Here is a 21,114-nt window from a genome sequence, read left to right as displayed (position 1 = left end):
ATCATTACGATTGGACACCACGTCATGATTGGTCCCAATGTGACTTTAACAACGGCCGGTCACCCCATTGATCCCACAATCAGAAAGCACATCGCCCAATTTAATGTCCCCATTTTCATCGGAGACAACGTATGGATCGGCGCTAATGTGGTCGTTCTACCGGGTGTCAGCATTGGTGAAAATAGCGTTATTGGTGCAGGCAGCGTTGTGACGAAAGATGTTCCCGCTAACGTTGTTGCTGTTGGTAATCCTTGCCGAGTGTTAAGAGAGATTAGCGACCACGACAGAAAATTTTATTATAAGCAGCTTAAGTTTTCTGATTGTGCTCTTGAAATATAACGCTATTACAATAACGATAGATAATCGATTGTATTCGAAAATGGTATGAATACTGATTTAGATAAACGGTCATCTATTGCACTATTTTATATAATTATGAGTAATATTCAGTGCGTTTTAATATCCAAATGCCATATCAAAAGGGGCGTTTGTTTTTAATTTTTTATGCACTGAGTCATAACTAATGGATTCATCTGTGTTTTTATTTCAAGCAAAATCTGAACCTCAATAATTTCCCTATATCCGTGGAATAAATAAAAAATATTAATTGAAATAGCATTACGCTTGCCTTGGTCTTTATGACTACCTCGTTCATTGAGTCGTAGAACGATAGATGTAGAGATAACCAAGGAGCACAGCATGAACCGATTCATTACCCTAACAAGTTTAATCGTCACTGTATTCGCATCTTCCACCGTTTTTGCTGGGGGATATCATTGGGAAAGTAAAGTTAAAAGTATCCAAGGTGACGTGGTAGTCAGCAAGCAAGCCGCCTATGATGTAGGGCGTATGATGATCCAAGACTATAACCGTAAATCTTCCCCAGAGTTATATAAAGAGTTTGCCAGCGTGTTTGACTATGTCGATCGCCAATCGTTTGAGATTACCAATTCAAGTGTCACGGTTGATGAATACTTACAAGGCGATGGACAGATTGTTTACCAACCGATCCTTAATGTCCGTTATGAGTTTAGAATGCGTGAGCCAGGAAACCGTTAATTGGGCAATGGACTTATAGCATTTGAAAGGCTTTGTGGAGCGTATGTCTGCCGTACATACGCTCTCTTTTAGGCTGGCTAGACACTACAACGAACTCTCTCTTTGCTCTATAGCTCACATTGTTTGCAGCGCGCTCGACCGGTGATTATTCGCGAGAGTGGGTAACGATATCGTGCAAAGCACCAGTATCCTGCGTTGGCGATGGTGCGAAAAATCGGCCATCTTAACAGGCGGAGTAATGGTTTTTGACCTGCAAATTCCCACAAATAGACATTGGCATCCACTCCAAGCCTAAGCTTACCGGTATGATCTATCACGTGGAGTATTTTCAAGCTGTTTTCTAGCCTTATAGAGGGGTGATCCTCCATTTTTATTGCGTTGAGAATATTGATGAAGATGACATTGTCATTGAGTTGTTGCTTTAAACTCGTCATTTCTTTCACACATAGGAGGCAGGAGCCGTCATAAAAAATAATCGGTTTACTGTCTGTATTCAATCGCGTCATCATATCTATCACTCCCATCCATTAGAAAAGACAATAAATCCACACATGGCAAAGTGTCACGATCGACGTTAAGACCGATCTTAATGATACATAATGCCTTTCGGCGTTAGGATGCAATTGGCGAGGTTCGAAAACCCAATTTAAACCATGCGCAAGCATCAAGCCCACAATGACAAACCAAATCGAGTCTACCAACAGTAAACCCAGTGCGATGACAAACAGAGCAATAATGTTAGAAGCAACCAATGGTAGCGCTTTTGTCGGGTTAGTATTAACGGTACGACCCCAAATCGCTCCTGCCATGAACAATGCAATACCGCCACTGTATAGAGTGAACAGGTAGAGCAGATGGGTCTTGGTGTTTGTGATGTCATACCCAGACAGGGAACCCTGATCCTGAAGAATCCAGATCATGATGGGTATAGATACAAATGGGATAAGACCCATGAAGCCTAAAATGTTAACCATGCAGTCGCATACGCTGCTCAGTCTATTTCGATCACTTTGCTCTATTTCGACTGCCTTATTCTATTCCGACAATCTTGTTCAAGGTTCAAGGTTCAAGGTTCAAAAGTGACAATGCTAAAAAGCCACAAAGTGAGACTTTGTGGCTAGTGAGTCATTGGATGAATGAAAAGGTATTTATCGTAATACTTAGCAGCCTATTCAATCATTACGTCATTGATTGCTGTATAACCTAATCGTGTTATTTAACTAAGTTCGCTGCTTTACGCATTTGTAAACCGAGGAATATGAAGCTCACGCCTTCAAAAATGAGTGAAATACCGACAAAAATACCCAGAAGTGAGAGCGAGAATGCAGGATCGCTGAGCATAGAGAAGAAGTAACCGCCAATCAATAGTGAGATGAGGCCACTTAAAATGATCCAGCTACTACCAGGTAATGAGCGGTTTCGAAAACCGAAGATCATTCGAGTTGCCCCATTGAACATCATCACAACCACCATCAGCATGGTCATTGTTACTAGCCCAGCGAGAGGTTGGAATAGAATAAATAAACCACCGATAATGTACAAAAGTGCACTGAGAACATACCAAGTTTTGTCTTTCCATCCTTGAATACTAAAGGTGTGGTATGCCTGTACTAAACCGCTGAATAGGAAGATGCCACCGACAATGGTCGTGATAGTTATACCTGCTGCAACAGGTAGGCTTATTGCTGCGATACCTGCCAGTGAGACTAGCACTCCGACAATAGCAAACCATTTCCAGCCTTTTGATAGTAGTGTCTGAGCTGTCATTTGAGAGTTAGCTTGTTGTGTTTCGCTCATCGTGAATTCCTTTGCGTTATTTAATTCATCTGATGAATCCAATTTACGCCTCTTTCATCGCTCTACAACTGATTAATACACAACTATAAATTCCATTTTTGTCGGTTGTAGTGCTTAAAATGAGGCGTAACGAGTCTTCCGCAGAGTTAACCTAAACCGAGGGTTACGATTTAGGGGAGCAATAGCGCAACCTATTGATTGCACGTGGCTCTTTATTTTGCTTTCAAGTTTAGTTGAGGTTTGTTTAGTGTGCTGGAGATTCAAGTTGAAATTATCTCGAAGATTGAAATTATTACTACAAATAGGTAATAGTCATTTGTGACTTACTCGGATTATAAAAAAAACATCAGGCAATATAGTGTGCGCCATCAGTTGATGTGTGCGTTTTGCGTGCTCCATGTCACAACAGTATTTTCACGTTATCTAGGGTGAACCTAGTGCTGTAAGCACAATTGGAGAGCACGATGTCTAGAATCGTTGTCGTTGGCGGCGGTGCCGCAGGTCTTGAACTCGTCACTCGCTTAGGTCGTAGTTTTGCGCGACGTCGTGAGCATGAAGTCATTTTGGTTGAACCAGCAAGTCACCATTTAGAACGGTGGTTAATGTTGAGGGAGATTTGATCGCGTCATTGGTGATTGATAAGTGGCAGTAAGATGAAGTGGACACTGAACTGCGTGTTACAACTCGCCGTCTTAGCACTCATTGTTAACCTTTCAGAGCAGCATAAATTGAGTTTTCAGAGCAAGAAATACAAAGGGCGGTTTATCCGCCCTTTATGCTATTGCGAGTTCTTTTAAAGGCTGTTTGTTTAATGCTCGCGGTTACGCTCGACAACACTGATTGCGATGGCCAAAAAGAGAATGTCTTTGACCAAGAAAAAGTTGCTAACGAGTATGCCGTCAGACACTTTCCAAGTATTGGGCGTGGTGATCAAAAAGCTTAGCGTAGCAAGGAAAATGATCGATGCCGCGATACCAGAATAGAAGGCTATTTTTGGTTTAGACAAACCAATTAACAAGCCAGCCGCGACAATGATTTCAGTTGCACCGATAAGGTTAGAGACCATTTGTACTGACAAAATGGAGTACATCCAGCCCATTAAAGGGTGATTCTCCACTAACGGTTTGATCAGTGCCGCTTCTGTTGGTGTAAATTTATAAACGCCAATCCACACCAGCACTAAAACAACCCCAATCACACCGAGTGTATAGCCGACATTTCCGTTAATACTATTATGTTTAACTGCAATTGTTTGTTCTTGCATTACTTTACTCCAAATTCAATAGGCCAGAAGATGACCTTTGAAGTTGGAGAAAAATTTCGAATGTCGTGTCACTTTTTAACTACTTAGCTTTAACCACTTAGCTTCAACGACTGTGTTTTAACGGCTTTGCTGCATCTCCTCAAAGCCACCGGCATTGTGTACTTGAGTAAAGCCTTGAGAGATCAAATAGTCATACGCTCGGCCTGATCGTGCGCCACTTCGACAATACACCACGATGGCTTGCTGTTTATCGATATTAGCAAAGTGTTGTGCGAGATCGGAAAGAGGGAAGTTGATAGCGTCGTCTAGGTGGCCAGCTTGAAATTCCTGTGGTGTTCGTACATCAACAACCAGCGCTCCTTGCTCAATCCATTGCCAGCCTTGTTCCGCTCGGGGAGACGCAAGGGCGCCGGCACTTGCCAAATTCAGTATCGCAATGAGTACAATGAGAGCTTTGTTCATGGTTGTTCCTTGATAATTTAGATAAAAATCAGTGATTATGCAGAGACGTCATATCACAATGTTGATTTTAGAGGATCTCATCGTAACGATGCTGTGATTGGTAAAACTAAACGTAAAAAAATAGTCATACTGATTTATTGTAAGCGTTAGGTCAGCGGCAGGTGATATTTTGCCTTTGGGTAAAAATACTATTAACACTCAATCCCAGAAATCCATAGAATGCGCGCACTTTGTTCACTAACGTACAATTCATGAAAATTAAATCCATTCTAATTGGTTCGCTTATGGCGGCCTCGTTATTTACCACTCAAGCGCAAGCGGACGATAAGTTTACGCTAGGCCGTACTATCTTATTAGAGCATGGCAAAAGTGCAGCTAAAATCCCAATGGTGATTTGTCGCCGCACTAACGCAATCCAAATTAAGGCCGAGCGTGATATCAACTTGCGTAAAGCGGTGGTGAAATTTCAAAATGGTGAAAGCAAAACCATCAACTTCTACCGTGATTTTAAAGAAGATGAAAAAAGCGATTGGCGCTATTTCGGTTACCGTCGTTGCGTGAAAAGCATCGATGTGTACGGTAATTCGGAGCGCTCCACTGGTGGCGTGAGAGTTTACGGAAAAGAAAAAGACTAGATTTGAGATTAGCCACCAGCGAGGTGGCTTTTTTTTGTTCATTTTTTGCCATTGAATGAGTGATTGCCGCAACGGAGTTTGATTGCGTTTATTTGAGGCTTCTTAATGAGGGTTATAAAATCTGCAATTGTGGATAACAATTACAATTAATCGAAACGATAAAAAGTCAAAAAAGAACAACGTTAACCAGAACGGTATGGTGATGGGGTATTTTGTATAAATCAGGAAAAGTCGGCACAGTCTCACGAATTTTAAAGGATTTGTGGGTGTTCATGTGGTTGGTTTGTTGGATATTCGTAGCGGCATATGGCGGTTGTTGTTGTGTGTTGTGCGTTTTTTATTCTTGATTGGCAATGTTAGCTAGGTAAGGACATTAGGATTTTTCCTACAAAAGCCTTGCTGAATGTCGATATTGCTGCTTAAAAAAAATACAAAACGTTCGTTGATAGGAGCAACGAGTGAGAACAATGTTGTTCTATTTGCAGATGGAAGGATTGCCGTATTTGTATTGAGTATAACGATTAGGCTATATAAAAATGAACCTCAAACTCCTCTCTGTGTTAACTGTTTTAATCTCTATCGTCACGCCATCAATGTATTCCATTGGTCTTGAGCTTGATCGTCACACTGCCAGCGCTCTTGTGGCAATATTCACCTCGATGACAGTGGTCACCTCCGTATTGCTTATTCGTGCTCGACTAAAATTAACAGAAGTAAATTCGGATCTAGGGAATTTTCTCAATGAATTACATTCGTCTTACCAATCGTCTTATCAAAGCTTAAATAAAAATGTTCAAGAAACGGAACAATGCTTTCTCGATCTAGAACAAATTTCAGCATCGACGGTTGAGTTGTCATCAACTTCTCTCAGCGTGAGTCAAGAAGCTTCAGTGGCAAATGATGCTACGGAACAGGTGCTTAAAGACTTAAAAAACGGTCGCCGTTTAATGGAATACGATAGCCAAATAGCGATGCAGGTTTTTAACTCTATTGAGGACTCGGCACAGATTTTTAGCAAACTGTTTGCATGTTCAAGCAATATCAATCTTGTTCTAGACACCATCAATCAGGTTTCCAATCAAACCTCATTATTGGCTTTGAATGCATCGATCGAAGCGGCGCGCGCAGGTGAGCATGGTAAAGGTTTCTCTGTGGTCGCAAGTGAAGTGCGTAAGTTATCAATGCAAACTCAGCAAAGTACGTTAGTGATCAAAGATGCAGTTGAAAAACTCACTGCTTATAGTACTAAAGCGCAAGATCATATTAATAAAAACCAAGCAATAATTAAGAAGTCATTTGCGTTGTCAAAACACCTCAACGAAGCGTTTGAGAGCATTAATACCAGCACATTGAAGTTGGCATTGATCAATGCGGTTGTGCACGAAACCTCAACTAACCAAACGTTAGTGACGAGTGACTTATCTTCGCGTATCGAAGACGTTTATAGCAAACTGGATAACAGCTTGGCGAATGCTAAATCAATTCAAGAAAAAAACGCCTATATCAGCACAATCATAGTGAAGATGAAACAGTTTACTCACGAGAAGCAAATTGATGCGCAATAGCCGAACTTTGAGCGTAACAATGGCCATCCTGCTGGGTTTTGTTTCGTTGTCGGTACGTGGCGCGATCACCTGCCAAGATTTTACTGAGCAGTTTAAACAGCAAGATTTTACTAAAATAGAAAGTATGTATGAACGTGCGGCTCAAGAGATGGGTTATCCGCAATCTTCGGTATACTTAAATCAGTTTTATGCGAAAACCGCTCATGAGCGCATCAAAGAAATTAGGCGTGTTTATCGTGGTTGTTATTCGTTGAAACGAGAGAATGAACACTTGGTCAATCTGATCCAATAAGCCAGTTTCAAATTTTATGGGTGGCGATGGTGGGTTAAATTTGCATTATGCGACAAAGTTGAGCCTGTTCTCGCCTTGTTAGGGCGGTAATCTGTCAATTATTTGAGTGTTTGTTTAAAATAAGTCCCCAACGTGTGGGTTCTGCTCTATAATCTGCGACCGTGTTTTTGGTTATGCTTATGTTTGGTATTAGCCGCTAGTTTTAGGAACAAGATATGTCATTTGCATCACAAAATTTTTCTTCAGAAATCGTAAAAGCGCTCACTGAATGTGGTTACGAGAAATTAACCCCAGTCCAGCAGCAAGCGATTCCTATGGCTCGTCGTGGCCATGACATTCTTGCCAATGCTCAAACTGGTACGGGTAAAACGGCTGCATTTGCGTTGCCAATCATTCAAAACATTTTAGATAAACCAAAATCACGCAACCGTCACCAAGCGCGTGCGGTTATTTTGGCTCCAACTCGTGAATTGGTTGCTCAGATTGCACAAAATGTTCGTGATTACACCAAATACACTGAACTAAAGAGTGTTGCCATTTACGGTGGCGAGAAAATGGCCTCTCAACAAAAAGCGCTTGAGCAGGGTGTTGATATTCTTGTCGCAACTCCAGGTCGTTTGATTGAACACCTTGAGCTGAAAAACGTCTCTTTGGTTAACCTAGAATTTTTAGTGTTTGATGAAGCAGACCGTATGTTGGATATGGGCTTTATCTCTGCAATTGAAAAAATCATGCAAGGCGTGAAGACTAAGCCACAAACCATGTTGTTCTCAGCGACGTTCTCGGCGCAAATGAACAAACTGGCGGGCGAGATCTTACGTGCACCTAAACGTATTGCGGTTGCGCGTGAAAACACCACGGCAGAAACCATTGCTCACGTGGTATACCCAGTTGAGCAAGAGCGTAAACGCGAACTACTGTCTGAGCTAATTGGCCGCAAAAACTGGAAACAAGTATTGGTTTTTGTAAACTACAAAGAGACGGCGAACGAGCTAGTCAAAGAGTTAAAGTTAGACGGTATCAAAGCGGTTCTTTGCCACGGTGATAAAGCGCAAAGCGCACGTCGTCGTGCTCTAGACGAGTTTAAAGAAGGTAAAGCACGCGTGATGATCGCAACGGATGTTGCCGCTCGTGGTCTTGATATCCAAAACCTACCGCACGTAGTGAACTTTGATATGCCATTCCTAGCGGAAGACTACGTACACCGTATTGGTCGTACTGGCCGCGCAGGACAAAAAGGTAACGCGATTTCATTTGTAAACCGCGAAGAAGAACTGACACTGCAGCAAGTAGAAACGTTGATTGGTCAACGTATCTACCGTAAAGAATTGGAAGGTTACGAGCCGAAAAACCGTGATGCGCTAATTGAAAAAATGCACTCTAAGCCAGCATTTAAAAACCGTAAAACGCGTACTAACAACCCAAGCGACTCAAACCAAGGTGATGCTGAGCGTCGTAGCCGTTTGATGCGCATGATCCGCAACAAGAACAAATAATCTTATTGTTGCCGTCATTGGCACAAGAATAAAAGCAGAAGGCGATACCAATGGGTATCGCCTTTTTATTTGGGGGGAGGGTTAATGAACTTCTGCTGGACATGAGTTTCAACGAATTCAGATGCAATCATGCGGTCTTGAAATGAAGAATCAATGCTGACCCGACGGGCGAACCAGACTTTATTTAGCGCTTAGCAACGAAATCGCTTAGTGACGAAATAGATGTTCTTTCAAATTGACTTGCCACTGCACTGGCATATCAATTGATTCATGGTGAGCATCAATAAAGTGAGTATCATTAATGTTTGATTGTTGTATGTAAAAGTGAAGCATAACGACCATACCTAAAAAACAAAGAATGCCAAACAGCGCTTGTCTCAGGTCTTTATTAAACGAAAGAATATGCATCATATTACGTCCCCCTGCTCATTTTACTGATAAGTTAGCAGGTAATATTCGTTTTTAATAATCCATTATGATGGGATAAATCAATCATTGTGACATCAAAGAAAATGAGCGCGGATATTTTCTTAACAGCATTTAACATCGCTCTATGCAACCTCGCAGAGGAGGCGCGATCCAGCAAAACCGTCGTATAGAGTTCGAAGGTCTGACTCGCAGCGCCAAGTTTGGCCTATCGTTTTTTATCCACTGAATTTTGAGGCAGGCGAGGCCTATCAGGCTTAATCTAGGTAATAAAGCGTTACGCTAACAAGCATTTATGAATGTACGCAAAGAAGATAAGTATGAATCAAAAGAGTAGGGTTAAGCCGTGAGTCACTAGCCACTAATGAGCTCACCGCCTAACCCTAAATTGTAGCGACTGCCCTATAGACTGTAGGGCGAGTCGAATGTGTTGCGACGAAATTTAACGACCAGATTTAATGATCTGCTGGGTTACTTCGCCAATTAAGCCCGGCTGGACCAGTTTGAACTCAATCTGTTTACCAGACGCTTGAATCTCTTGCACATTGTATTGCAGTTGGGTGTAGTCATCGCCCCACTGGTAACGCATCAAGGTTTCGCCTGACTGTAGATGGTAATTGACCGCATATTCTGTGGCGTAGCCAGCCATGACGCCATCAATGGGTACGTTGGGCGCGTCATGGGGAATTTTATAGGTAACTGAATCGAGCTTGAGCATGCCATTAATGATACTGCTTGGCTCGGTTAAGTGCCCCATATAGTAACTAGAGTGAATAAAGCGATCTTCTGGATTCGCGTTACCACCGGTGCCTAAATTGGTTTGAGAATATTGCTTTTCCTGTTCGCCCCAACCGCGTTTTGAGCGTTCAACATTGGCTAAGTGCTGATCGTAGTCGGGTTGATTGGTCATCACTGTATATTGCTCCCCATGCCAAATGCGAGGGCCTTCTTCTCTAAACTCGATGATTGCAGAATCGCCGCTGGTGTCTTGCAAACTAATGTGCAGCGCGATACGAATTGGCACACCTTCGATAAACTCAGTTTTGGCCGGGTTCTCTTCAATAAAGGTGACGGCTTGTTCCACCGTTGCGAACTGAGCCAGCAGATGCGTGAGGTAATTTAATGCGCCAAAGTCGCCGTCTTGAGTGCTATCTTCGGTTGCCATCCCACGGTCATACAGCATGTTGCCACTTAAGCCTGCGCTATTGATACCATCAGTGATCACGCCGTAAGTGGTGATGCCGGTAATATCGAACTTGCTCGCTAGCTGATTGTTGTGATCAAAATGGGTTAGATATGAACTGCTTTTTGGCAGATTAACTAAGTGTGGGTCGGTTTGCTCAGACCAATCGAGAGTCCGTGATACAAAGGTACCGTTGTTCTCTGTGTCCCACAATAATCGAGTGCAAGCTTCCGCTGCTGTCACCATGCCGATAGAAAAGGTCGCAATAATCGCGCTAGAAAGGACTTTTTTATTCATAAATGTGGCCTCGTTTATTGGGGAACAAGGCCATCATAGTTGAAATAGCGTTGACGAGAAATTGCATTATGATGGGTCAAACCCATCATTTAATTCGTAGAGACTGACTCACCTTGGGTGGTTAACAGCACAAATATTCAATACACATTTCGTGAAAAGCATGTGCTTGGGGTGAAATGGTTCGATCCATTAAACGGAAAATCCCGATCTGGCGTTCCAAAGGGGGATCAATGAGTGGAATCCACACTAGACGTGTTTCATTGGTTGGAAAAGCCATTTTTGGTAGAGTCGTCACGCCAATACCGAGCTCTAATACTGAAAAGAGTGAGGTGATATTTTCCACAGAATAGAGCGCTTGTTCACTTAATACTCGTGCCGGTGTCGGATCGAGTAGAGTGCAGGTGCCATTACGAATAAATGGCTGTTCAAGAAGCGTTTGCCATCCAATCCCCTCAGGGTGAGCAGCGATTGGGTTGTCGTGCAAACACACCACACCGACAGGATCGGAAATCAGTGGGGTAAAATCAATCGCACGATCGTCCATGTAAGTAAAATTACCGACCGCTAAATCCACTTCGCCAGAGAGTAAACGGCTAGCTACGCCTGCTGCGTTATCATCGATCAAACTCACTTCAACATCAGGATATTGCTGACAAAATGTTGCGAGTACGCTTGGAATGAGTTTGGCGGCCACTGATGGTACGCTAGCAATTCGCACTTTGCCCTGTTGGCCAGCCGCCGCTGCACGCAGATCGTTATCGAGCGCGCTGTAAACATTTAAAAACTGCACAATCTTTGGCACACAGATTTTGCCAAACGGTGTCAATTTTGCTTTATTTCCTGCTTCAAACAGCGGTTGACCAAGGATTTTTTCTAACTCTTTTATTGAGGTAGAGAGCGCCGCTTGTGAGCGATTGGCTCGATTTGATGCCGCGCGAAACCCACCTTCTTCTACCACCATCACAAAATGCTTCAATTGTTGCAGCTTAATACTCATTGATACGACTCCTGTCAGCCCTTTATTCGCCTTACTTTGTTTATGGTGATAAATAAAACTAATCAAATGTAAAAAATTTACCGTTAGATTTATCGAATGTCAAAGCGCAGTATTTAACCATCAAGAAACATATTGGTTACATATCTTATTGCAAGGGTGAAGTTTGATGGATAAGCACAATAAAAAGACCCCGGTGAAAACAGCGCTATTTGCCTCTAAGGCTCCTCTTGAATGGGCGATTGTTAACAATGGCACCTTATATACAGCACAGATCCCGATTGATGATACCGGCTCTGTGGTGACTGGCGGTATTGAAGCACAAACGAGACAAACCTTTAACAACCTTGTTCACACTTTGGAGTGTGCAGGTGAGTCTTTAGATTCGGTGCTGCAAGTTCTGATTTATGTCACCGATCGAGAGTACTTGAAAACGGTCAATGAGGTTTACGCTGAGTATTTTGAAGCGCCATACCCCAACCGTGCAGCAATCGTAGTAGCAGGGCTTGCTCGTGAGGAAATGCTGGTGGAGTTTGTTGTTTATGCGAGTGCCTCACAGCCGCAATAACGACCACGCCACACTCAAACTAAGTTTGTCATTTAATCGTGTATCAACTGGCTAGGAAGATCGGTAGCCGCCAGAGCGAACAAGGAAAGCATCATGACTCAACATAAACACACGCAAAAAACGTTTACTCAACTGACCAACGTAGCGGCAGAAAGCGCGCTTTATATCGCCGGTGAATGGCAATCCGGTGTCAGTACGGTGAGCAACATCAACCCGTCGGATATTTCTGAGAATCTAGGGGAATTTGCGCAAGCGAGTGAAGCACAGGTTCAACAAGCGATTTCAGCAGCAAAACAGGCGCAACCGGAGTGGGAAAAAACACCAATTGAACGCAAGCAAGCGGTATTACAAGCGATTGGTGATGAGCTGATCAGCCGTTGTGATGAGCTAGGCACACTGCTGGCGCGTGAAGAAGGAAAACCGTTTGCCGAAGGTCGTGGCGAGATTTACCGCGCGGGGCAATTCTTCCAGTATTTTGCGGCAGAAGTTCTACGCCAGATTGGTGACAACGCTGCTTCAGTTCGTCCGGGCGTGTCAGTTGAAGTGACTCGCGAAGCCGTCGGTGTGATAGGCATTATTTCACCGTGGAATTTCCCAACGGCGACGGCAGCATGGAAAATTGCCCCTGCATTAGCTTTTGGTAACAGCGTGATTTGGAAGCCAGCAAATCTAACCCCGGCAAGTGCCGTAGCATTAACGGAGATCATTCATCGACAAGGCTTACCTGCTGGTACCTTCAATCTTATCTTAGGTGGTGGTTCGAGTGTGGGTAATGCGCTCATTCACTCAAAAGAGATCGATGGTGTTAGCTTTACCGGCTCGGTAGATACGGGTCGAAAAGTTGCGGCAGCCACGGCACCTAACTTCATTCGCTGTCAGCTTGAGATGGGCAGTAAGAACGCCTTGGTGATCGCCGATGATGCCGATATTCAAATTGCAGTCGAAGCGACGATCGCCGGTTCATTCTCAGGTGCAGGGCAGAAATGTACCGCATCTTCGCGTCTTGTGGTGATGGACAGCATTCATGATGCCTATGTGGAAGCGTTGATTAAGCGTATGAGTGAGCTGAAAGTTGGTCATGCACTCGACGAAGGCATCTTTATGGGGCCAGTTGTAGATGGTAAGCAGTTGGACGCCAACTTAACCTGGATTGATAAAGCCAAAGAGAGTGGGGCAGAACTAGCGTTTGGTGGCGAGCGTTTAACCATGCTACATGAAGGCTATTACATGTCTCCAACCCTGTTTGTTAACACGAAAAATAGCTGGGAAGTGAACCAAGAGGAAGTCTTTGCTCCGATGGCGAGCGTGATTCGCGTAGCGGATTTAGATGAAGCTATCGCGACGGTTAACGACACACGCTTTGGCCTAACTGGCGGCATCATTACGCAAAGTTTACGTAGCAGCGCCATTTTCAAACAGCAGGCTCAAACGGGCTGTGTGATGGTTAACCTACCGACAGCAGGAACCGATTACCACGTACCGTTTGGTGGTCGCAAAGAGTCGAGCTTTGGTCCTCGAGAGCAAGGCCAATACGCCAAAGAGTTCTACACCGTAGTGAAAACGGCTTATCAACGCCCATATTAAGCGCAGTGAAAGGTCAGTAAAAATAAGTGAGGAAGGTTTATGTACCAGCAACGGATCGTGATTGATGGACTGCAGTATTGTAATTGGGATAGAGAGTATTTCCAAACACTCAAAGCCAGCGGTATTACCGCTGTGCATGCCACGGTTGTCTATCATGAAAATGCTCGAGAAACCTTAAGCCGCTTCGCTGAATGGAACCTGCGTTTTGAGCAAAACGCGGATCTGATCATGCCGATTCACTCAATTGCGGATGTCGAAATTGCGAAATCGGAGGGCAAAGTTGGTGTGCTGCTTGGGGCTCAGAATTGTTCACCGATTGACGATGAGATTGGGTTGATTGAGGTGATGCGCCGTCAGGGGTTGCTGATCATGCAGTTGACCTATAACAATCAAAGTTTACTCGCCACGGGCTGTTATGAACAAAACGACACAGGAATCACCCGTTTTGGTCAACAAGCCATCGCAGAGATGAACCGCGTCGGCATGATCATTGACATGTCACACAGCGCAGAGCGCTCTACGCTTGAAGCGATCGAACTTTCATCTCGCCCAATTTGCATCAGCCATGCTAACCCTACCTTTGCTCATGATGCTTTACGCAATAAATCGGATGCTGTGATCAAAGCACTGGCAGCACGTGGTGGCTTGCTTGGCTTTAGCCTCTATCCATTCCATTTGCCTAATGGTAGCCAATGTACGCTGAATGATTTTTGCCAGATGGTGGCGAAAACAGCCGATATGGTTGGCGTCGAGCACTTGGGTATTGGCAGCGATTTATGCTTAAACCAACCACAGCAAGTGCTTGAATGGATGCGTAATGGACGTTGGTCAAAAGCGATGGACTACGGCGAAGGATCGGCGAGTAATTCAGGCTGGCCTGACGCTCTGTCATGGTTTAGTGGTAGCCAAGGAATGGAGAACATTTACCAAGGCTTAATTCAACATGGATTCAGCGAATCTGAGGCAGGACAAGTTATTGGAGATAACTGGTTCCGCTTTTTACAACAAGGACTTGAACCAAGCTAAACCAACGAATGCACACTGCCACAATCATAATTATAGAGCAGGTGTGAAATACACATTTTGTTGCCAGCCGATATAAGCATTACCGTATTGGCGCTACATAAAACCTCTGGAGTCAGAGTATGTCTGATTTATCTGATAGCATGAAAACTACTTCGGCGAAATCCTCTTCAAAGAAGTCTGTAACGCTGCCTCAACGCAGCGAAAGTTCAGCAGAAAAACTGGGGTTGGATAACCCTGCGTTCTGGTACAGCGGCGGTTTTATCGCCTTATTTGTAGGGTTTGCTCTCTATGATGGTGACCTTCTCTCGTCTTTCGTTAATTCGGGATTCGGCTGGGCAATAAAAATCTTCGGCCCATACTGGCAATTACTACTTCTTCTCACTTTTCTTATTGGTCTTGGATTAGCGGCAGGGCGAACAGGCAAAGTGATCTTAGGTGGAATGGCCAAACCTGAAATGGATAGTTTTCGCTGGATGGCAATCATCTTCTGCACCCAACTAGCCGGTGGTGGCGTGTTTTGGGCGGCGGCAGAGCCGATTGCGCACTATGTGAGTCCACCACCACTCTACGGCGTGCAAGATAATCCACAACAAGCTGCAGTTAATGCGCTTTCTCAATCCTTTATGCATTGGGGGTTTTTATCTTGGGCTATTGTTGGGAGTTTAACTTCGATAGTGGTGATGCACCTTCATTATGATAAAGGGCTGCCACTAAAACCGCGTACATTACTCTACCCATTGTTGGGTGAACGAGCGCTTAAAGGCCATACAGGCGCTTTGATTGATGCGTGTTGTATCATCGCTGTTGCTGCAGGCACCATTGGCCCAATCGGCTTTTTGGGTTTGCAGGTTAGCTACGCGTTAAACGCCTTGTTTGATATTCCTGATGGTTTTACTACACAGCTGATCATTATTTTATTTGCCATTGCCTTGTATACCTTGTCAGCGCTGAGCGGATTGAATCGAGGCATGCAAATGCTTAGCCGCTACAACGTTATCCTCGCGGTTGCATTGATGGCTTATATCCTCATTTTTGGCCCAACTAGCTTCATTTTTAATGGCTACATTCAAGGCGTGGGCAGCATGTTGGATAATTTCATCCCGATGGCGACCTATCGTGGCGATGAAGGCTGGTTGAGCTGGTGGACGGTATTTTTCTGGGGTTGGTTCTTGGGTTATGGCCCAATGATGGCGATTTTTATTGCGCGTATTTCACGTGGACGCACTATTCGTCAACTCATCGTTACCATTAGTATTATTGCGCCTCTAGCGACCTGTTTTTGGTTCACCATCGTAGGTGGTTCAGACCTTGCGTTTGAAATTGCTAATCCAGGCAGTGTGAGTGCTGCGTTTGAAGGCTTCAACCTTCCGGGGGCGTTATTAGCGGTCACGCAACAGCTGCCAATGCCGTTGGTGACTTCAATTCTGTTCTTGATTTTAACGACCATCTTTATCGTAACGACGGGTGACTCAATGACCTACACCATCAGTGTGGTTATCAGTGGTGATACAGAGCCAAACGCGGTGATTCGCACCTTTTGGGGGGTAATGATGGGGGTAACGGCGCTGATTTTGATTTCGCTAGGGTTCGGGGGGATCTCTGCCTTGCAATCGTTCATCGTAATCACCGCAGTTCCTGTGTCGCTTATCTTGCTACCGTCGCTGTGGAATGCCCCTAATATCGCGGTCAAGATGGCAAAAGATCAAGGCTTATAGCCTGAGCAAAAGACAACCCAATAACATGAAACGCGGGAGAGATTGGCCCGCATAAAACCTAGTACTGGCATGATGAGTGAATAACACCGTTAGCCGGTATCACAATACTTATAATTAATTAGGTGGTGAGCAAAATGGATGCACATCGTTCAACCGATACCGAGACGGTAATGCGTAAAGCTGAAATCGTCATGGCTCCTGACAGGCTAGGTGCCATGCACCAAAGTCGCATTAGTTTTGTGCGCAGTTTGATTCGCAAAATGGCACAACAACAATGGCGTGTGACTAAGCATGAATGGCAACTGTGCCCGCAAGGGTTTGGCCATGTGATTTATAAACTGGTGACGCCAGAGCATGTCTATCATTTGGTGGTTTTTTGTGACCAAATTGCCGACAGTGAACGCAATGACCGAGTGATTGCGGAAAAGTGGGATGTGACTTTTGCGCTGGTGTACGGTGATGTTGATATTCCTTTGCTAGAACAACTACGAGCGAATGTTCCGTTGCAAGAAGCAGGGCGTAATCCGAACAAAGTATTGGTACTTGCACGCGCAAACAAAAGCGTTCGAGTTTTTGAACACATCGTCTCTCGTTTAGCTCAAGGCACCCAACCTGATCCTCAAGAGCTGGCCGAAGTGGGCTATATACTTCGTACCACTGCGGTATATGGTAATGGCAAATTTGGTATTGCCGATTTCAAATTGCTTGAGAACAATGCCGATTTCAGTCAATCGTTTAGCGCGCAAATGTGCGCCGTCTACTTGATTCGTGAATTCAGTTTAGACTGGGTCCATTATTTGGCAGAACAACAAGGTGGCGCTCAAGCAGCAACGCTGCATCGTGGCTTACAGCGATATTTAGGCGTTGGGAATGCGACAGGCCTTGGTATGGCGCCGTATTTGATCAATCACCCTTGTGTGGTCGATCAATGGATGACAGCCCGAGAGCGGGCACTTTCTCAAGTATTGTCTATGCCATGTGAAATGGGATATTACGCGCCTTTGTATGACCTATTGGCGAAAGCATCGTCTCATCTACAACAAGTCATTACGATTAACCCCCAACAGAATCGGCTTAACCTAACGGCAATGGATGAGCTTGCTCAGTTAAACAGGCAGCTTGATAGCCATATCCAACACAATGCGACGTGGCGTGAGCTGGTGGAGCAAACGGAAGTATTGAGCTTAGAGACTCAGGAGATATTACTGTCTTGCCTTATCGAGCTTTACCCGGAATTAGTAGATGGCTTCGCAGAGCAAATGAACTGTGATGAAAGCTTATCTTTGGCGAACGGTAAAAAAACAGCTGATTTGCTTGCGTTGCTAGAAGAGAAATATCGCTGGGCAATTGAGGCAGACTTTATGCTCGCGGAAAATAATTATTGGTTCTGGTACCGCTCGCAAGATAAAGAAGAACCTCGTATGGGTGTACGAGGGGAAGAAGTAGGAGAAGATCGAGAGTTGGCGCTTGATATTGCTCGCCAAGTGAATCGTTTATACCACGCTTTACGTCATTACTCTGCAGATATCCCGTTGGCAGAATTTTTACTGTGTGAGCCTAAATATCGCGCGATTGCACGTCGGGTCTGGACTCTTGGCCATAAAGAAATGGGTGATATTCAGATGAATGTATTGCGTGAAGATGCGCTGCCGATGCATTTACTGCGTTGCAAGCTAGCGATTTTTGGCGCGACAAAGTTTGATCCACGTTCTGATCGTTGGGTACGAGTTACGTTCTTCCAAGGCTCGCCGTTACTGGATGAAATTCAAGACCCAAGCTATCAGGATAATTGGATATTCCCATTACTTCCGAATGATGTTTATTTCAATGACGTTTATTTTGACGATCACCATGCAGCAAACTCTGATAGTACGCATGATGATGGAGGAACAACGCTATGATCGTTTCGCATAATGAATTGGTCGCTGCGGTGAATAAAGCCTTCGTGGGCATGCGCCGTAGCTGTGGTGAAGGCGATGTTATTGCCAACATGGTGGCGGATCTGCAAATGGTGGGTCTTCATGGCGTTCGCCATTTTAATAATGCCAGTTGCTATATAGGCCTTGAAGATGATAGTCCGGTGGCAATAGAGAACCTTGCTGATGGGCAATTTACCATTGACCTACATGGTGGTAGCGTCGCGTGCCATTTGCCCGTGGTGATTGATTATGTACTTGAAAAGATGGTGGGCGCGAAAACGGTTAGTGTCACCTTAAGCCGTTGTCACAATCGTTGGCTAGCCTACAGTGAGTTAGTCAAATTGGCGGCCAAAGGTATCGCATGCCGCGCGTGTTGGGATAACGGTTCATCTCCAAAACGTACCTTGTATGTTTTGAACCGAGGTTGCATCGCTCCGGAGCTCTATTTTTCCGATTTCACGACGGATAATGAAGCGAGCTTACATTCACTGACGATTGAATTGTCGGTTGATGATTTCAACCTTCCGTCAGGTGAACATGAGTACCAGACTCATGTTGAAGCGCAAGAACTGCAGCAGGCACTGCAAAGCGCGTGGCAAGATGGCATTTTTGTTGATGATGCTGAGTGGGCGACCCTGAAGCAAAATGCGGCGGTATTTTTAGTCGAAAACAGTCAGCGTTCAATTCAAGGGGCGGGTGAACTTGTCTAAGTTGATTTGAATAAGACGCCAATATCCTATTTAACGGCACTTTAAACAGTGCCGTTTTCGTTTTTGTCTCCCGTAGTCGCGGGCAACACTTCTGATTCGGCAACAATGTGTAAATTTGAGCTTGGATCGGTTTTGTGATGTGGAGGACGAAATTTAAGAACAAGCGAGAAATAGCCGACTGTGTACCATTTCACTCGATGAATCTAAGGCGTGAACAAAACTTGCCATTAAACAATACGATAAACTTGTTGGTATTAGTGGCATGTCATTATCTGGCTGTATAGAATGAGCACTTATTAAATAAATCCAAATAAACAATAAGTTATGATGATGTTTTATTATTAATAGCTTAGCGGTTTTATCATTACGGATAATGAGTAGTTGTGGTCAATAAACTAAAAAGAGCCGGAGTCACCATCATCGACACGCTGGTCGTCGCATTTGTCTTTTCTTTATTCAAATCGGAAGGTATCCACCTCTCTGGCATCGAACGATATGCCGCTACTGTCTCGGTAAAAGAAGCGCGTCAGATAGGCTTTACCTTAATGGACAATAAGCAATATGCGCAAGCGCGGGCGTTCTTTGAGCCTGCAGCGATGCAAGGTGATGTGCCTAGCCAAATCACCTTAGCGACACTCTATTATTATGACTCTAAGGTTGAAGACCATTTCAAACTTTCTTATCAGTGGTTTAGTAAGAACTCTGATCATCCTTTGGCACAATATTACTTAAGCCTTATGTATCATCTTGGCGATTATGTGACAAAAAACCAGCAACTTTCTCAATATTGGCAGCAAAAAGCGGCCTATCAATCTTTACCTGTCGCTCAATATAATCAAGCGGTGATGTATCTCAATAATGGTCAATATGCGGAAGCTTATGTTTGGGCGAGTTACGCGCGTAAAAACGGCTTTTCACGTGCGTCGGCCTTAGTTAAACAAGCGGCTGACAACATGACACCGCAGGAAAAGGCGCGGGCGCAGGTGCAATACAATGGCAATAAAAATCAACATATCTGGCAAGGTGAAAGCGATAACTCTTTCAGCGCGTTACTCGAAGGGGCATTTTAACTATGTATATTCAATCGTTGACCTTGCATCTAGCCGATGAACAAACTCGCCAGTCTGACGTTATTACCAGTAAACGAGCGTTAAAAGCCGCACTTTCGGAAATTTTGCAGGGCGTTGAGGTGGATCTCGCTGAAATAGGCGAGCAGGGCATTGTACTGCCATTACTTATCGCCGAGGCAAAGGTAAATCAGAGCCAAATTAAGTTTAGTTATGATGTCATCGATGCAGAGAGTGGTCTTCTCAATCTCCTTTATCAAGATGATAAGGGTAAAGCTCGTAAGAAAGAATTCGGCCAAGTCTCGCGTTGTGATCTTGAAGCGCATCTTGAGCAAGTCTTAGTTTTAGGTAAGAACGCTTTCATTGAACAATACTTCCCCCCACTAGTAGTGCGAGAAAAAGTCGCCAACATTATGGCTCTCAGTGTGGTGCTCTGCGCGGTATCGGGGCTTTTGTCGCTGTTCTTTTTCTCCGACCTAGTTTGGCACGATGAAGTGTTCGAACAAATATGGCCAGTTGCTACGGTAGTCTATCTAGTCAGTGGCGCGATGCTGCTACCAAAAATGCTGTCAAAACAAACCCGTGAACGTGCACAAATGATGGGGCAAAGTCTGCCAAGACAAATATTTGGCTTAGTCGTGGGGAACCTGGTGCTGACGTGTGGTTTGATGCTGGGTGGCGCGAGTATTTGGCACTATTTAGACGCCAAACCCGCCCAAGTGGATATTGTCTTTGCCGACAAGGCGCGTGATTACTACGGTAAAAACTGCAAAGGCTCGGTGCGCTTAGAGCAATTTTCAGGATCGATTTGTTTGGAAAATAAAGCCTATTGGCAAGTCATTGAAGCAGGCACTCAAGCGAAAGCGACCGGACAGTTATCCCCGATCGGTTTTGCTATTGAAGCCATAGAGTTGAAATAAGTAACGTTGCATATAAACGGTGATATCGATCACTGGTTAATTCAATAATCTCTGGCATAGTGCCCGCTTTATTTTCTCTATGAGATTGCTTTTAAATACGTTTCAAGGGTATCAGATGCATCAAAATAGGTTATA

At 44.3% G+C, this 21,114-nt stretch carries 22 protein-coding genes and 1 pseudogene; 15 read left to right on the top strand and 8 right to left on the bottom strand.

Features of this window, described 5'->3' with window-relative positions; genetic code table 11:
- Both RH85_RS09675 and RH85_RS09665 read left to right on the top strand, forming a co-directional pair.
- The coding region (locus RH85_RS09675) for a DapH/DapD/GlmU-related protein (protein WP_006712038.1) at positions 1 to 339 on the top strand (339 nt) is incomplete at its 5' end.
- 360 nt (positions 340 to 699) lie between these two features.
- Positions 700 to 1,059: a DUF3316 domain-containing protein gene (locus RH85_RS09665; protein WP_006712036.1), complete on the top strand. Its 360-nt coding sequence runs from the start codon at positions 700 to 702 to the stop codon at positions 1,057 to 1,059.
- A 107-nt stretch (positions 1,060 to 1,166) separates the two neighbouring features.
- Here RH85_RS09665 and RH85_RS09660 read toward each other — a convergent pair whose 3' ends face one another.
- From RH85_RS09660 to RH85_RS09650, 3 genes are all read right to left on the bottom strand, one after another.
- Positions 1,167 to 1,568 carry a thiol-disulfide oxidoreductase DCC family protein gene (locus RH85_RS09660; protein ID WP_006712035.1) on the bottom strand — a complete coding sequence of 134 codons (402 nt, stop codon included), beginning with the start codon at positions 1,566 to 1,568 and terminating at the stop codon, positions 1,167 to 1,169.
- 18 nt (positions 1,569 to 1,586) lie between these two features.
- A complete protein-coding gene (locus RH85_RS09655) occupies positions 1,587 to 2,033 on the bottom strand; it encodes a DUF3429 domain-containing protein (protein ID WP_006712034.1) in 447 nt (148 codons plus the stop codon).
- Between the two features lie 238 nt (positions 2,034 to 2,271).
- Positions 2,272 to 2,856, bottom strand: coding sequence for an HdeD family acid-resistance protein (locus RH85_RS09650; protein ID WP_006712033.1), 585 nt, complete (start codon positions 2,854 to 2,856; stop codon positions 2,272 to 2,274).
- 464 nt (positions 2,857 to 3,320) lie between these two features.
- On the opposite strand from RH85_RS09650, the pseudogene RH85_RS22735 reads away from it, so the two are divergent.
- Positions 3,321 to 3,443, top strand: a pseudogene (locus RH85_RS22735) (NAD(P)/FAD-dependent oxidoreductase); the annotation flags it as partial.
- Between the two features lie 221 nt (positions 3,444 to 3,664).
- On the opposite strand, the gene RH85_RS09645 reads toward RH85_RS22735, so the two are convergent.
- Both RH85_RS09645 and RH85_RS09640 read right to left on the bottom strand, forming a co-directional pair.
- A complete protein-coding gene (locus RH85_RS09645) occupies positions 3,665 to 4,120 on the bottom strand; it encodes a DUF417 family protein (protein WP_006712031.1) in 456 nt (151 codons plus the stop codon).
- 117 nt (positions 4,121 to 4,237) lie between these two features.
- A complete protein-coding gene (locus RH85_RS09640) occupies positions 4,238 to 4,582 on the bottom strand; it encodes a rhodanese-like domain-containing protein (RefSeq protein ID WP_006712030.1) in 345 nt (114 codons plus the stop codon).
- Between the two features lie 251 nt (positions 4,583 to 4,833).
- On the opposite strand from RH85_RS09640, the gene RH85_RS09635 reads away from it, so the two are divergent.
- The 4 genes from RH85_RS09635 to RH85_RS09620 all read left to right on the top strand — a co-directional run bounded on the left by RH85_RS09635 (position 4,834) and on the right by RH85_RS09620 (position 8,570).
- Positions 4,834 to 5,217, top strand: coding sequence for a DUF2541 family protein (locus RH85_RS09635; protein ID WP_006712029.1), 384 nt, complete (start codon positions 4,834 to 4,836; stop codon positions 5,215 to 5,217).
- Positions 5,218 to 5,753: 536 nt separating this feature from the next.
- Positions 5,754 to 6,782: a methyl-accepting chemotaxis protein gene (locus RH85_RS09630; RefSeq protein WP_006712028.1), complete on the top strand. Its 1,029-nt coding sequence runs from the start codon at positions 5,754 to 5,756 to the stop codon at positions 6,780 to 6,782.
- A 19-nt stretch (positions 6,783 to 6,801) separates the two neighbouring features.
- Positions 6,802 to 7,074 (top strand): hypothetical protein, encoded by a 273-nt coding sequence (locus tag RH85_RS09625; RefSeq protein WP_241210379.1) that lies wholly within the window; start codon positions 6,802 to 6,804, stop codon positions 7,072 to 7,074.
- Positions 7,075 to 7,289: 215 nt separating this feature from the next.
- Positions 7,290 to 8,570, top strand: coding sequence for a DEAD/DEAH box helicase (locus RH85_RS09620; RefSeq protein WP_006712026.1), 1,281 nt, complete (start codon positions 7,290 to 7,292; stop codon positions 8,568 to 8,570).
- A gap of 207 nt (positions 8,571 to 8,777) precedes the next feature.
- Here RH85_RS09620 and RH85_RS09615 read toward each other — a convergent pair whose 3' ends face one another.
- From RH85_RS09615 to RH85_RS09605, 3 genes are all read right to left on the bottom strand, one after another.
- Positions 8,778 to 8,981 (bottom strand): hypothetical protein, encoded by a 204-nt coding sequence (locus RH85_RS09615; protein ID WP_006712025.1) that lies wholly within the window; start codon positions 8,979 to 8,981, stop codon positions 8,778 to 8,780.
- 457 nt (positions 8,982 to 9,438) lie between these two features.
- A complete protein-coding gene (locus RH85_RS09610; RefSeq protein WP_006712024.1) occupies positions 9,439 to 10,476 on the bottom strand; it encodes a linear amide C-N hydrolase in 1,038 nt (345 codons plus the stop codon).
- A gap of 121 nt (positions 10,477 to 10,597) precedes the next feature.
- Complete coding sequence (locus tag RH85_RS09605) at positions 10,598 to 11,473, bottom strand: LysR family transcriptional regulator (protein WP_006712023.1); 876 nt, start codon at positions 11,471 to 11,473, stop codon at positions 10,598 to 10,600.
- A 166-nt stretch (positions 11,474 to 11,639) separates the two neighbouring features.
- Here RH85_RS09605 and RH85_RS09600 point away from each other — a divergent pair, with 166 nt between their 5' ends.
- The 8 genes from RH85_RS09600 to RH85_RS09565 all read left to right on the top strand — a co-directional run bounded on the left by RH85_RS09600 (position 11,640) and on the right by RH85_RS09565 (position 20,979).
- Positions 11,640 to 12,038: a RidA family protein gene (locus RH85_RS09600; protein ID WP_006712022.1), complete on the top strand. Its 399-nt coding sequence runs from the start codon at positions 11,640 to 11,642 to the stop codon at positions 12,036 to 12,038.
- Between the two features lie 93 nt (positions 12,039 to 12,131).
- Positions 12,132 to 13,622 (top strand): aldehyde dehydrogenase family protein, encoded by a 1,491-nt coding sequence (locus RH85_RS09595; RefSeq protein WP_006712021.1) that lies wholly within the window; start codon positions 12,132 to 12,134, stop codon positions 13,620 to 13,622.
- A 39-nt stretch (positions 13,623 to 13,661) separates the two neighbouring features.
- Positions 13,662 to 14,648: a membrane dipeptidase gene (locus tag RH85_RS09590; RefSeq protein WP_006712020.1), complete on the top strand. Its 987-nt coding sequence runs from the start codon at positions 13,662 to 13,664 to the stop codon at positions 14,646 to 14,648.
- A gap of 119 nt (positions 14,649 to 14,767) precedes the next feature.
- Positions 14,768 to 16,363 (top strand): BCCT family transporter, encoded by a 1,596-nt coding sequence (locus tag RH85_RS09585; RefSeq protein ID WP_006712019.1) that lies wholly within the window; start codon positions 14,768 to 14,770, stop codon positions 16,361 to 16,363.
- 134 nt (positions 16,364 to 16,497) lie between these two features.
- Entirely contained in the window at positions 16,498 to 18,264 is a 1,767-nt protein-coding gene (locus tag RH85_RS09580) for a hypothetical protein (protein ID WP_006712018.1), read from the top strand.
- The gene (locus RH85_RS09575) at positions 18,261 to 18,992 is read left to right on the top strand and encodes a DUF3726 domain-containing protein (protein WP_006712017.1); all 732 of its coding nucleotides are present in this window, start codon (positions 18,261 to 18,263) and stop codon (positions 18,990 to 18,992) included. The genes RH85_RS09580 and RH85_RS09575 overlap by 4 nt, the downstream gene beginning before the upstream one ends.
- Positions 18,993 to 19,375: 383 nt before the next feature.
- A complete protein-coding gene (locus RH85_RS09570; protein ID WP_006712016.1) occupies positions 19,376 to 20,062 on the top strand; it encodes a tetratricopeptide repeat protein in 687 nt (228 codons plus the stop codon).
- Positions 20,063 to 20,064: 2 nt separating this feature from the next.
- On the top strand, positions 20,065 to 20,979 hold the full coding sequence (locus RH85_RS09565) for a hypothetical protein (RefSeq protein WP_006712015.1): 915 nt from the start codon (positions 20,065 to 20,067) through the stop codon (positions 20,977 to 20,979).
- The last annotated feature ends 135 nt before the right edge of the window (positions 20,980 to 21,114 follow it).

The organism is Vibrio ichthyoenteri ATCC 700023 (assembly GCF_000222605.1).
GTDB lineage: Bacteria > Pseudomonadota > Gammaproteobacteria > Enterobacterales > Vibrionaceae > Vibrio > Vibrio ichthyoenteri.
This window is presented reverse-complemented; position numbering and strand designations above follow the sequence as displayed.